We start from the raw sequence: 12,345 nt of genomic DNA, 5'->3' as shown, positions 1-12,345 counted from the left end.
ACGTGGAGCGGCATGGAGACCCGGGCAACCTTCGGCCTCAGCGAGATGATCTTCGAGGCGCCCGACACGTTCGTGGTGAAACCACGCGGGGACTTCGACGGGGAGATCGCGAGCGCGATGATCGAGCACCTCATCGTCCTGGCGCAGGACCTTCCGTTCGTGCTTCTGCTCATGGATCTCACGTCGCTCGGCGCGATCACGCCGGCGGCGCGGCACGCGCTCACTTCGAACGGGCACAGGCTGCCGCCACGCGCGCTCGCGATCCATGGCGGGAGCTTCACGGTGCGCGTGATGTCGCAGATGATGGCCCGGGCGAGCTGGCTGCGCGGGAGTCGCAACCGCTGGGTGTGGCATTCGCCGAACGAGGCGGCCGCGCGGGCGTGGCTCGACGAGAAGCGGAGGGTGCTCGCCGCGGGGGTTCGTCCTACGGAACGGTAATGGCTGGCATCCCGCTTGCCCAGCAAGGACACCGCGAGGTTTTGCTGTGCAAATCGGAACCAGATGGGCGGCGCCGAGCTTGGGCTATCGAATGGGACTTTGCGCGCGCGTCGTGGGGCTTTGCATGGCCCTCGCGTTCGGCGCGGGCTGCGGGGCGACGCTCGGGGCCACGTTCCCGGTCGGATACGGCTCGGTCTACGGATACACCGTGGTCGACGCGGCCGGCGTTCCGTACGACATTTACAATTATCCGAGCTATTACTGGAACGGGAACTACGCCTATCTCGTCGGTTCGTCCTGGTATTATCCGGCGGGTGACGGCTGGGTGATCTTCCAGGAAGAACCCTGGGATCTCTATCAGTACCGGAGATCCCTGCCGGTCCAGGTCGCGCCGCCGGCCGTGCAATATCCCGCGTATCCGGCCTACCGCGCGAGCCCGCGGTATCGCACGCCGGATTATCGCACGTATCCGGCCTACCGCGCGCCGACGTACGAGACGCAGCCGCCGGTCCAGGTGGCGCCTCCGGCGTTGCGAACGCCCGCGCGAGTCGCGCCGCCCGTGCAGGTCGCGCCGCCCGTGCAGGTCGCGCCGCCTGCCTCGCGCGTGGAGACCTACCGCAGGAGCGCGCCGTCCGCGCCCGTGCAGGTCGCGCCGCCTGCCTCGCGCGTGGAGACCTACCAAAGGGCGCCGGCTGCGCCCGACGTGATTCGAAGCCCATCGTCGGACGGCGCGCGTCTGCCCCCGGCGCCGCCGCCTTCACGTGGCAGGGCCGTGCAATCGGCGCCGCCTGCGCCGCGAAGGTAGGCGCGCACGGCGTGTATCGCGGCGCGGGGAGGTGGTGGTAGCATCGCGCGGCCTTTCGGGCCGACCATGAACGACATCGCCACGCAAACCCCCGCGCCCGAGCGCGCAAACCCTTCGCCCCGCGTCCGCATCGACGTCATCTCCACGGTGGTTCAGCGCGCCCTGCCGAACGGCGTGCGCATGGAGATCCGGCCACAACGACCGGTGACGGCGGCGTGGGATCAGGCGCTCCCGCTTTTCGAAGGCTGGATGCAGAGCGCCGAGCTACGCGTCCGCGTCTCGGGCCTCACGGACAGCCCGTTCTTCGCGGCGCTCGAGATCGAAGGCGCGAAGGTCGGTTCGACCGTCGCGGCGGCGATCGGAGCGGCCCCCGGAGAAGCGGGCGCGGGGACGCTCTCGTCGTTCTCCGTCGAGCTCGTCGTGCCGCTCGCGCTCCTCGCGCCGCACGCGGGAAAACGTTGCGCGCTGCGGCTCGTCCTGTCGCCGCAGAGCTCGCTCGCGGGCGGGCGGAAGGTCACGCTCGCGCGGGCGATCTTCGTGGGCATCCCGGGCTACGGGCCGCTGCTCTCGGCGCTGGATCTGCTCGAATCGACGGACTCGGTCCTCGTCGACGCGCCCGAGCGGAGGCTGTTCGATCTGCAAAACCCCGAGGAGGGGCTCTGGATCGGCACGGGCAAGTGGCGCCTGCGGCTCTTCGCGGACTGGGCGAAGCTCGAAGGCGAGCCGTTCGTCATCGACACGAAGCCCTCGCACGTCGTTCACCGCTTCCAGCGCGACGACGACGCGCCCGCCGTGGTGGTCGAGGACGCGACGCGGCGCGCGGGCGGGCGGCGCACGTACACCGAGCTCGTGCTCGATTCCTCGCACCCGGACCTCCTGCCGATCCCCGAGGAAGGCAAGGACGTGCCGTTCGATCTGACGGTCGAGCACGCGCTCACGTACGGCGAGCACACGGGCATCTGTACGTGGCACGCGGCGCTGCCGGTGCGCCTCCGGGATCCACGACCGCTCTTGAAATCGTTCCAGCGGCTCTCGGCCGTGGGCATCGATTTCGGCACGACCTCGACCGTCGCGGCCCTCTACCAGAAGGGCTATCGCGCGCTGCTCCGGCTCGGCAGCGGCAGCGCGCCGGCCTCGAAGTCGGCGGAGAACCCGACGTACCTGCTCGTCGAGGATCACGAGCGTCTCTGGGCCGAGGTCGAACGCGCCGCGGCGGGCGACGCGCGCTTCCCGAACCTCCTGCGCATCGTGCGCGGCAGCCACTCGGCGCGCGAGGCGATGACCGATTCGCCGAGCGCGGTCGTGGGCGAGCTCAAGAGCCTGCCCGAGCGCGTGCTCAGCCTCGATCAGTCGCCGCAGCTCCGCGACCGCGAGCGCCGCCGCGACTTCCTGCTCGACGAAAACCGCGTCCGCATCCTCGTGCGCGCCTACGCCTACCTGCTCTCGCGCGCGATCAACCGCCCGGGGCAGGACGTGTACCTGCGCTACTGGCTCACGCACCCGGCGAAGTTCGACGAGCGCGCGCGCAAGCTGCTCGAAGAGGAGATCCGCCGCGGGATCCTGCTCGGCATCCCGGAGGGGATCCCGGCCGAGGAGGTCGTCGTGGAGATGAGCGCGAGCGAGCCCGAGGCGTTCGCCGCCGAGGTGTGCCCCGAGCTCGCGACGTACGCGGAGCTCGAGCCGGTGATCTCGAAGTTCGGCGAGATGCGCTTCGCGGTCTTCGATTTCGGCGGCGGCACGCTCGACATCGCCTGCGGCCGCTTCCGGCCCGCGACCGAGCAGGAGGCCGAGGAGCTCGGGAGCCGGACGGTGATCGAGACGCTGCAGGTGAGCGGCGACGATCACCTTGGCGGCGACTACCTGACGCACGAGCTCGTGTGGCTGACGCATCAGCACGACAAGCACCTGCCCGAGATGGAGGAGAAGGAGGTGCCGATGATGCGGCCGCAGACGGTGCCTCCGAACAACCTCGCGAACAAGCCGCACCTCTACAAGCGGAGCCTCGCCGGAAGGCAGAACCGCTTCCGTTTCGAGCGCGAGCTCGGCCTCGAAGCCGTGAAGTTCGCGCCGGAGCACGAGCCGCGCCGCGCGGCGGATCTCTCGGCGGCGCGCCTCGACGGGAGCGAGGTGCGGCTCGAATCGCTGGCCACGGACGTGCCGGCGCTGCACGCGAAGCTGACGGAGCACCTGCAGACGCGCATCCGCGACGGCGTGAAGCTCATGAAGAGCATGCTCGCGATTGCGCCGTGGGGCACCGACGGGGATTGGCGCGAGCAGGGCGTGACGATCCTGCTCGCGGGCAACTCCTCGCGCAGCGCGTTCGTGGAGCAGGCGCTCGCGGACGAGCTCGGGATCCCGGGCCTCACGGTGTGGCGGCCGGGCAGCAGCGAGCCGTTCCAGCAGGTGGTGCTCTACGAGACGCCGCAACGCACCGAGCGCGGCGTGACGATCGTGGGCGTGACGCCGAAGACGGCCGTGGCGCTCGGCGCGCTGAAGATCGCGAACCGCGAAGTGCACCTCGTGCGGCGCGCGCAGGGGTTTTCCTACTTCGTGGGCGATCTGCGCGGCTTCCCGCCGAAGTTCGTGGCGCTCGTGCAGATGGGCACGCCGGTGGCGGATCCGAGCGTGTTCGGGCCGCATTACGTGGACTTCGGCAAGTGGGACACGAAGACGCCGCTCCGCGTGTCGCAGGAGTACGTGGCCGGCAAGATGACGTCGAACGATCCACGCGTGTCGATGATCCCGACGGGCCTCGCGGCCGGTCTCGTGGGCCGGCTCTTCGTGTGTGTCTCGGGCCCGGACGAGCTCACGCTGGCCTTGCAGCGCGACGGGCAGGACCCGCTCGTGACGACCTTGAACCTCGCGAAGTACATGCGGTGAGCTCGCCATGAAAGAGACGTTTTCCGCGGCGCTGCGCGCCGAGATCGAGGCGATCGTGATGCGCTACGAGGCGCTCGTCTCCTCCCGCGTGGAGACGGCCGAGCGCGAAGGCGCCGGGGCGGCGCAGGGCGAGCTCGCCAAGCTACGCACCGAGCGTGACGAGCTGTCGCGGGAACTCGCGACGCTGCGCGTGCAGCGCGAGCGCTTGTCCCTGGATCTCGACACGGCGCGGGAGCGAATCGCGGCGCTCGAGGCCGAGGTGCGCGCGGGGGCGGCGGCCGCGTCCGCGCTGGAGGAGCAATTCTCGGCGGAGAAGAAGTTCGTCTCGGCATGCGACGAGGTGATCGGGACGATGCTGGAGGGCGCGCTGCGCGCGGCGCTCGGCCGTGATCTCGCGGCGAGCCCGGCGCTCTTCGCCGCGCTGAAGGCGAAGGGGCTCGAGGTGGTGCTGGTGGGCGCATTCAAGGAGCGAGGCCGCTCGATCGCGCACGCGCCGCTGCTCGAGCGCGAGCGCGCGCCGCTGCTGACCCTCGCATCCGCGGCGGGGTGCGAGCTCGTGGCGCCCGCGCCCGGGACGCGGTTTTCGGCGTCTTCGATGGAGAAGGCCGCGACGGCGAGTGATCCCGCGGAGGAGGGCAACGTCGTCGAGTGCATGTTGCCAGGGCTCAGGCGGGCGGGGACCGAAGGAATGCTGGTGTTCCCGCGGGTGCGCGTGGCGACGGGGTGAAAGTCTGCCCGAGGCCGCCATTCAACATCGTTGACCGGGTTTCTTCGTTGCAGTAACCCCGCCGGTTTGCGTGGCGAGCGCCACGCGCGGAGGGTTTGACGAAGATGATGCAGCTCGGTGGGAAGTTCCTCTGTGTCGCGGTCCTGGTCGTCTGCGGGTGCAACAAGAGCGAGGACGCGAAGCAGGCGGGGGGCTCGTCCACATCGTCGGCAGCGCCTGCGGCAGCGCCTGCCCAGGCGAAGAGCGGGAGCCTCGTGCACACGACGTTCACGAAGGACGAGTGCACGTTCGATTTCGATGCGCCCGAGGCCTTGAAGGAGAAGTCGAGCGACGGGGTGAGCGTCTCGTACGAGAGCGCCTCGTTCAAGTTCGACGGCTTCGCCGGTTCAGCTCTCTACAGGCTCGAAGGGCTGGTCGGGCAGCACAAGCTGTACAACAAGAATCCGCCGGTATACCAGGGGACCGACGGAGGCGTGCACGTGGTGGTCGCGCGGATCGACACGTCGAGCTCCCCCCTCAGCGGCATTCAGGGGCGCGGAGAAGAGGCCGCGAAGCGCTCGACGGGGTGCTCCTTCATCTGCAGCGGCCTGAAGGAGCGCGAAGCCGACGTCATCGCAATGTGCAAGAGCGCGCGTCTCAAGTACGACGAATCCAAGGTGCCGTGAAGCTCCTGGGGGCGCCGCGCCGGGGCGCTGCCCCGGGCCCCGCGGGGGCTATCCGCCCCTCGACCCGGACCAGGCACGGCCTGGACCGAGGGTGGAAGAACTGCGCGATGCGCAGTTCTTCCAACGGGCCAGTGGCAAGACCAGCGGCAGGGTCGCCAATCACGGCGGTCTTGGCTGGCAGGGTCGCGTGGCGACGGGGGAGGGGCCCACGAACCCCAGCCGGACAGCCTGCTAGGGGCGCCTTCTCATCGCGAGGAGCCCAAGCGCGAGCGCCGTGAAGAGCCCGGCCGAGGTAGGACCCTTCGACCCTGCGCCGCCGACACTGCATCCTTCACCGCCGCCGTCGCCGCCAGCGCCGCCGTCGCCGCCAGCGCCGCCTTCGCCGCCGCCAGCGCCGCCGTCGCCGCCAGCGCCACCTTCGCCGCCCGCGCCGCCTTCGCCGCCGCCGCCTTCGCCGCCCGCACCGCCCGCGCCGCCTGTGCCGCCGCCCGCGCCGCCTTCGCCGCCAGCGCCACCTGCGCCGTTTCCTGAATTCATGCATTGTCCGCTTTCGCAGACCCCGCTCGTGCATTCGTCGCCGATCACGCACGCCGTCCCCGCCGCGGCATTTCCCAGCGGATAGAGCTCCACGCCGCTCAGGCTGGTGGAGCCGTCATAGCCGCCTGCGATGAACACGCCGTGCCCCGGCGCGTACGTCGCCGTGTGGTCGAGCCGCCCCGACGCCATGGGCGGGAGCGAGGCCCACGCATCCACATCGGGATCATAGATCTCCACGCTCGACAGGTAGTTCAGCCCCCCCGTCCTGCCGCCCGACACCATCACGCGGCCGCTCGGCAGCACGGTCATCACGTGATACCACCGCGCCTCGTTCAGCGGGGCGACCGTGGCCCACGTATCCGTCGCCGGATCGTAGATCTCCGCCGACGTGATCACGCCCTGGCCCTCCAGCACGCCGCCCGTGACCAGCACCTTGCCCGACGGCAAGAGCGCCGCCGCGTGCCCCTTCCGGCTCGTCGCCATCGGCGCGACGAGCGTCCACGTATCCGTCGCCGGATCGAAGATCTCCGCGCTCGTGAGGGTCACGTGGATCTCGCCTCCGTCTTCGTCCGAGCCCCACTTCCAGCCGCCCGTCACCAGGAATCGGCCATCGGGCAGCGCCGTCCCTGTGTGGCCGCTTCGAAACTCCTTCAGCTTCGGGCTGCTCACCACGGTATTCGTGGCCGGGTCGTAGCGGATCGACTTGTTCGTGACGTCCTCGCCCTGCACGGGGCCCGCGAGGATCACGTCACCGTCCGGCAGCAGGCCGAGCGTGCCGGTGTACTCCCAGTTCATCGGGAAAGCGGACCCGCTCGCCCAGGTATCGGTCGCCGGGTCGTACGTGCTGGTGCCGTCGCCGTCGACGACGAAAATGCGCCCATCGGGGAGCGTGAGGCTGAGGCCGCTGGAGATCGCGCGCGGCGCCATGCTCAGGGGCGACCACGTCCCGGTCGCAGGATCGAGGCGCTCGGCCGTCTGCAGGCCCGTATCCGTGCCGCCGGATCCCGCATATCCGCCGAGGACCACGAGCCCCTTGTCGGCGACGAAGTGCGCCACCTGCCCGCGGCGCTTGGAGGTCATGGGCGAAATGGGTTGCCACGCGGCCGACGATATCGACGGCTCCTTCGGCGCGGCCCCGCCCTCGGGCAGGGAGACGAAAAAGGGCAGAGCAGCGAGAAGGGCAACGGCCCAGGTACGGGTGCGGTGGATCAGCATGTCGTAGGCTCCGGGAAAAGGACGAGTATCGTAGACTACGCGCTTAAGACGGTTGGGGCACCAACGCAACGGTGGAGCAGGATGTCCTCGGCGCGCCGCCCGCCTGACCGGCGGGCCCGCCTCAGGGCAAGACCTGCACGAGATCCACGGCCGGCGGCGAGACAGGCGAATTCGCGACGAAGTAAGCCTGGAGCGCGTCGACGTCGATCGCTCCGCCAATCCGATCCGTACCCATCGTCAGCACGGAAAAACCGTCCCCGCCGGCCGCGTTGAAGCTGTTCACCGCGACCCGGTACGTCGTGCCCGGAGCGATCGGCGTGCCGTCGATCGTGATGGACGCGATATCGACTTTCGACCCGGTCGGCGCGCTCGCGCTGTATGTATAACGGAGGTTGCTCGACGGCTGCAGGAGGTAGATGAAGGGGACGCCGCTTTGATCGGTCCCGAATTGCTGCTCCAGCAGGGCCTCGAGCTGCGCGCCCGTCAAGCTCATGACCACGATCGAATTGCCGAACGGCAGGACCGAGAAGATCTCCTTGTAGGTGATGATCCCATCCATCGCCTCGCCCGCGGCCGCCATGAATGACAGATTCGCCCGTACGCCGCCCGCGTTCATCAGGGCAATCTGTGCTCCTCCCTGGGCCGGATCTTTCGTCGCGGCGAGCATCGAATCGGCCACCACCACGCCCAGCGTGGACAGGCTCGCGCCGAGCGGCGGCTCGCCCCGATTCAGCGTCGCCGTGATCGTGCCGACCTGCTTTTCCGCGAGCGGCGCCACCTGCGCGGCATAATCATTCACGTACGTCTCGACCTGCATGTCGGCCGTGTCGCGGGTGACGACCACGTTCTTCGCATTCTTCTTGATCACGTCCCCGGTGAGGCGGCTGATCTCCAGGTCGATGTCCGTGAGCAGGCGGCCATTGGAAGCGGCGCTCGTGACGAGCTTGTTCCCGATCGTGCAGTTGTACGCCGCGTGCGTGTGACCGCTCAGGATGACGTCGACGGCGTCGGACATGTTCGTCGCGATCTGCACGACCGGCCCCGAGATGCCCGCGCATTCGTCGAAATAACCCGTGGTGGCGCCGCCCTCGTGGAGCAGCACCACGATCGCCTCGATCCCCTGCGCCTGGAGCTCGGGGACGAGCGCATTGACGGTCTCGACCTCGTCGAGGAACGAGAGGTCCTGGATGCCGCTGGGGTCGACGATGGTCGGCGTCCCCTTCAGCGTCATCCCGACGAACGCCACCTTGGCGTCCTCGTACGTGCGAATGGCGTACGGCGGAAACAGGGTCTTCCCCGTGGTCTTGTCGAGGATGTTCGCCGCGAGGAACGCGAAGCTCGCGCCGGGGAAATCCGGACTGCCCTGGCAGCCGTCCTGGGGGTGGCAGCCGCCGCTTTGCATGCGCAAAATCTCGTTTTTGCCCTCGTCGAGCTCGTGGTTGCCGACGGCGTTTATATCGAGCCCGATGAGGTTCATCGCGCCGATCGTGGGCTCGTCATGGAAGAGGGCGGAGACGAGCGGGCTGCCACCGATGAGGTCCCCGGCCGAGACCACGACGCTATTCGGATTTTCCGCGCGCAGGGTGGCGACGTGCTGCGCGAAGAAGGCAGCGCCGCCGGCATCGACGGTGGTGTTGTCAGGCAAGGTGATCCGCCCGGCGCTGCCCGGCGGAGGTTCGATGGCACCGTGGAAATCATTGAAGCCAAGGATCTGCACCTGGACCGGAAGCTCGACGCTGCCGCCCGCGCCACCCGAGCCGCCTGCGCCGCCCGAGCCACCTGCGCCGCCTGCGCCGCCTGCGCCGCCCACGCCACCTGAGCCGCCTACGCCGCCCGCGCCGGCCATGCCGCCGGAGCTGGACGAGGAGGCATCTGAAGGCCGCGTTTCGGTGCCGCCACAGCCGGCAACGACGAGCAGGCCGAGGAGCCCCGCAGAAACCCATCCAAGAACGGAACGTACACGCTGCATGCGCCAAAGATGCGCCGCAGGCCGGATTCCGGTAGTGAAATTTCGTCACGAACGGGAGGCAGCATGACCTGGGGCCGCCGCGCCGGGGCGCCGCCCCGGCGCTACGCTGCAGCGATGCTCGCGCGGCGGGAGCCACGAAAGCCGAAGTCTACGATGTAGAGGTAGCAGAGGGCGGGGAGCAGGAAGGCGTGGTGGACGCCGATGCTGTCGGCGAGCCAGCCGAAGAGCACCGGTACGATTGCGCCGCCGACGATGGACATCACGAGGATGCTCGACGCCTGGCTCGTGAGCTTGCCGAGACCCTCGATGCCCAGCGTGAAGATGGTCGGGAACATGATCGAGTTGAAGAGGCCGACGGCGAGAATGGTCCCCATTGCCACGGGACCGTCGAGCACGACGGTTGCCGTCACCAGCAGCGCTGCGACGATTGCGCTCCCCCCGAGCACGCGTCCCGGATCGGCTTTGCGCAGGACCGCCGAGCCGATGAAGCGGCCTACCATGGCGCCGCCCCAGTAGAGGGATACGTATTTGGCGGCCTGGGCCTCGGTGAAGGCTGCGATCGAGGGCAGCGCGAAGAAGTTGACGAGGAAGCTGCCGATCGCGACCTCGGCGCCGACGTAGAGAAAGATGCCCAGGGCGGCGCGTCGCAATTGCGGATACTTGAGTGCGTCGAGGAAGGTGCCTCGTTTGGCCTCCTCGCCTTCGACCGACGGGATCGTCGGCAGCTTGAGGACCGCGAGCGCGCCGGCGAGCACGAAGAGCATGACGGCGAGACCGAGGTAGGGCAGACGGACGGCGTGCGCCTCGGCGAGCGGGTCTTCGGCTTGTTTCACGGCGCCGAGGATGAAATGACCACCGAAATAGGGCGCCACCGTCGTGCCGAGCGAGTTGAAGGCTTGCGTCAGGTTCAGGCGGCTCGACGCGGTGGCGGGCGGGCCGAGCACGGCGACGTACGGGTTCGCGGTGACCTGGAGGATCGTGATTCCGGTGGCGAGGACGAAGAGCGCGGCCAGGAAAAAGGGATACGAGGGCAGGCTGGCGGCCGGATAAAAGAGCAGCGCGCCGGTGCCGGCCGTTGCGAGGCCGAACGGCAGGCCTCGTTTGTAGCCGATCCGCGCGATGAGCTTGCCGGCGGGCAGCGACATCAGGAAATACGCCGAGAAAAATGAGAATTGCACCAGGGCGCCCTCGGCATAGCCGAGACGGAACACGTTTTTCAGGTGCGGGATCAGGATGTCGTTCATGCAGGTCATGAAGCCCCACATGAAAAAGATCGTGGTCACGACGCCGAGGGCGCCGATGTACGTCCTGGAAGGCGCATCCGTGACCGCCGCCGCCCGAGGGGTCGATACCTCCATGCCCCTTGTCTTCTCACGGGCGGCGCGGGCGCGCCACGATTGTCGCGACCGTGGAAAGGCTCGCGCGTGCTCGGCTGGCGAGCGCTTCCGCCCGCGACGCTCGCGCGTTCACATGTAGAACGGCACGCCCACGCCGGGGAAGCGGACGTTCGCGTAGGTCGCTGCCGAGAGGACCACGACGAGCGGCCCGGGAAAATCGCGGCCGTGGATGAGATCCATCATGCGCAGGTGCGCGGCGTCGGTCGGGGGATCGGCGGGGTGGAGCGAATGCATCTCGCGCTCGCGGTGGAGCAGGTAACGTCCGGCTTCGCGTGTCCTGAAGTCGTAATCACCCACGGCGACGAGGCGACCATAAAGCTCGAGCGCCATTGGCTCGTCGCCCATCGGCGGCGCGAGGACGCTCGTGTGCAGGTGCATGTATTTTCCGAGGCCCCCATACCCACTCCCATCGACGGCGATGGGCAGGTCGCCGAGCGCCTCGAACAACACGGCGCGGATCGCGCCCGCGAGGCCCTCGAAGTCGGGCGCGACGATCGCGCGGCCGACGAGCGCGGGTACGGGCCACGCGAGGACACATGCGGCTTCCTCGGGGCCCTCGGTTTCGGTGAGGAGCGCGTCGAGCTCGTGCTGGGCGCCGAGGTAGGGCGCGAGCGGGCCGGTGGGCTTCGTCGGAGGTGGGGACGCGGGGCCGCGCCGGCCCTGCTCGGTGAGGCGCGAAAGGCGGTCGCTGCCGCTGATCGGCGGGGATCGGAGGGATGCCGCGTCGGGATGGGGCGGGCGAATCCGTGGGGTTTTCGGGAGCGCACTCGGGCCTGGGATGCGCCTCGCTCCATGGATGCGCTGCACGAACGCGTCGACCTCGACGTCCTCCTGCTCCGCGCGCGAACGCAGGGTGAGCACGAGGTCGCCCCGCGCGATGCGGGCCCGCACGGCGTCGCAGCCCGCGAGAGGGTCGTCGTCGAAAGGGTCCGCGACGAGCACGAGCTCGCTGATCTCATTGATATGCCGGGACACGAACGTGTCGACCAGGGCGCCCGCCAGGGACTCGCCCGGATCGAGGATCACCGTCAGGCAACGCGCAGGGCTGTCGGTCTGCATCCGCAAGGTGGTCTTCATGGCACGGAGTGAGCTTACCACCGTGCGGTGTTCAGCATCGGCGTGGTCTTCAGGGGTGGATGGGCGTCAGGGGGCGCTGAACAGAATGGTCAGCGGGTGTTGACGCGCGTCAGGGGGGCGCTGGTCACGATGAACAGCGGGTGTTGACGCTCGTCGAGGGGGTGCTGGTCACGATGAACAGCGGGTGTTGACGCGCGTCAGGGGGCGCTGGTCACGATGAACAGCGGGTGTTGACGCGCGTCAGGGGGGCGCTGGTCACGATGAACAGCGGGTGTTGACGCGCGTCAGGGGGCGCTGGTCACGATGAACAGCGTGGGTTGACGCTCGTCGAGGGCTACGGCCACCATTTTACCCTGACGAATCGCGAAACCGGAGGCGTGAACACCGTGAAGTACGATGAATTGGAGTCCCTGCTTCGTAACTGGGGGGGAGATCCCCCCTACGACTTCGTCGGGATGTTCCACCTGTTCCGAGCCTGCGTGCTCAATCTGACGGAGCGTTCGACGGAGGCCGATTGGTCCGAGGTGTACGAGTTTCTCGAACCCCCGGAGAGGAATTTCCTCGAACGACTGGTTCGAGGTTTCCAGAGCAGGAGCTTCCCAGGCGAGGACGCAGGCCCTAGAGGGGGATGACCG

At 68.8% G+C, this 12,345-nt stretch carries 10 protein-coding genes; 6 read left to right on the top strand and 4 right to left on the bottom strand.

Annotation, left to right across the window (positions count from 1 at the left end; all coding sequences use genetic code 11):
• Positions 1-12 precede the first annotated feature (12 nt).
• The 5 genes from KEG57_RS29275 to KEG57_RS29255 all read left to right on the top strand — a co-directional run bounded on the left by KEG57_RS29275 (position 13) and on the right by KEG57_RS29255 (position 5,515).
• Positions 13-438, top strand: a complete 426-nt coding sequence (locus tag KEG57_RS29275) for a SpoIIAA family protein (RefSeq protein ID WP_272422876.1) — start codon at positions 13-15, stop codon at positions 436-438.
• Positions 439-529: 91 nt separating this feature from the next.
• The gene (locus tag KEG57_RS29270; protein WP_272422877.1) at positions 530-1,243 is read left to right on the top strand and encodes a hypothetical protein; all 714 of its coding nucleotides are present in this window, start codon (positions 530-532) and stop codon (positions 1,241-1,243) included.
• A 66-nt stretch (positions 1,244-1,309) separates the two neighbouring features.
• Positions 1,310-4,123, top strand: a complete 2,814-nt coding sequence (locus tag KEG57_RS29265) for an acetate and sugar kinases/Hsc70/actin family protein (protein ID WP_272459055.1) — start codon at positions 1,310-1,312, stop codon at positions 4,121-4,123.
• A 7-nt stretch (positions 4,124-4,130) separates the two neighbouring features.
• Positions 4,131-4,850 carry a hypothetical protein gene (locus KEG57_RS29260; protein WP_272422879.1) on the top strand — a complete coding sequence of 240 codons (720 nt, stop codon included), beginning with the start codon at positions 4,131-4,133 and terminating at the stop codon, positions 4,848-4,850.
• 104 nt (positions 4,851-4,954) lie between these two features.
• The gene (locus tag KEG57_RS29255) at positions 4,955-5,515 is read left to right on the top strand and encodes a hypothetical protein (RefSeq protein ID WP_272422880.1); all 561 of its coding nucleotides are present in this window, start codon (positions 4,955-4,957) and stop codon (positions 5,513-5,515) included.
• 231 nt (positions 5,516-5,746) lie between these two features.
• Here KEG57_RS29255 and KEG57_RS29250 read toward each other — a convergent pair whose 3' ends face one another.
• The 4 genes from KEG57_RS29250 to KEG57_RS29235 all read right to left on the bottom strand — a co-directional run bounded on the left by KEG57_RS29250 (position 5,747) and on the right by KEG57_RS29235 (position 11,710).
• A complete protein-coding gene (locus tag KEG57_RS29250; RefSeq protein ID WP_272422881.1) occupies positions 5,747-7,132 on the bottom strand; it encodes a Kelch repeat-containing protein in 1,386 nt (461 codons plus the stop codon).
• Between the two features lie 256 nt (positions 7,133-7,388).
• A complete protein-coding gene (locus tag KEG57_RS29245) occupies positions 7,389-9,236 on the bottom strand; it encodes a bifunctional metallophosphatase/5'-nucleotidase (protein ID WP_272422882.1) in 1,848 nt (615 codons plus the stop codon).
• 101 nt (positions 9,237-9,337) lie between these two features.
• Complete coding sequence (locus KEG57_RS29240) at positions 9,338-10,594, bottom strand: sugar MFS transporter (protein ID WP_272422883.1); 1,257 nt, start codon at positions 10,592-10,594, stop codon at positions 9,338-9,340.
• 108 nt (positions 10,595-10,702) lie between these two features.
• The gene (locus KEG57_RS29235; RefSeq protein WP_272422884.1) at positions 10,703-11,710 is read right to left on the bottom strand and encodes a hypothetical protein; all 1,008 of its coding nucleotides are present in this window, start codon (positions 11,708-11,710) and stop codon (positions 10,703-10,705) included.
• A 317-nt stretch (positions 11,711-12,027) separates the two neighbouring features.
• Between KEG57_RS29235 and KEG57_RS29230 the strand changes: the two genes are divergently transcribed.
• Entirely contained in the window at positions 12,028-12,342 is a 315-nt protein-coding gene (locus KEG57_RS29230; protein ID WP_272422885.1) for a hypothetical protein, read from the top strand.
• Positions 12,343-12,345 lie beyond the last annotated feature (3 nt).

The organism is Polyangium jinanense (assembly GCF_028435365.1).
The sequence above is the reverse complement of the archived record's forward strand: the minus strand, read 5'-3'. Positions and strand labels throughout refer to the sequence as shown.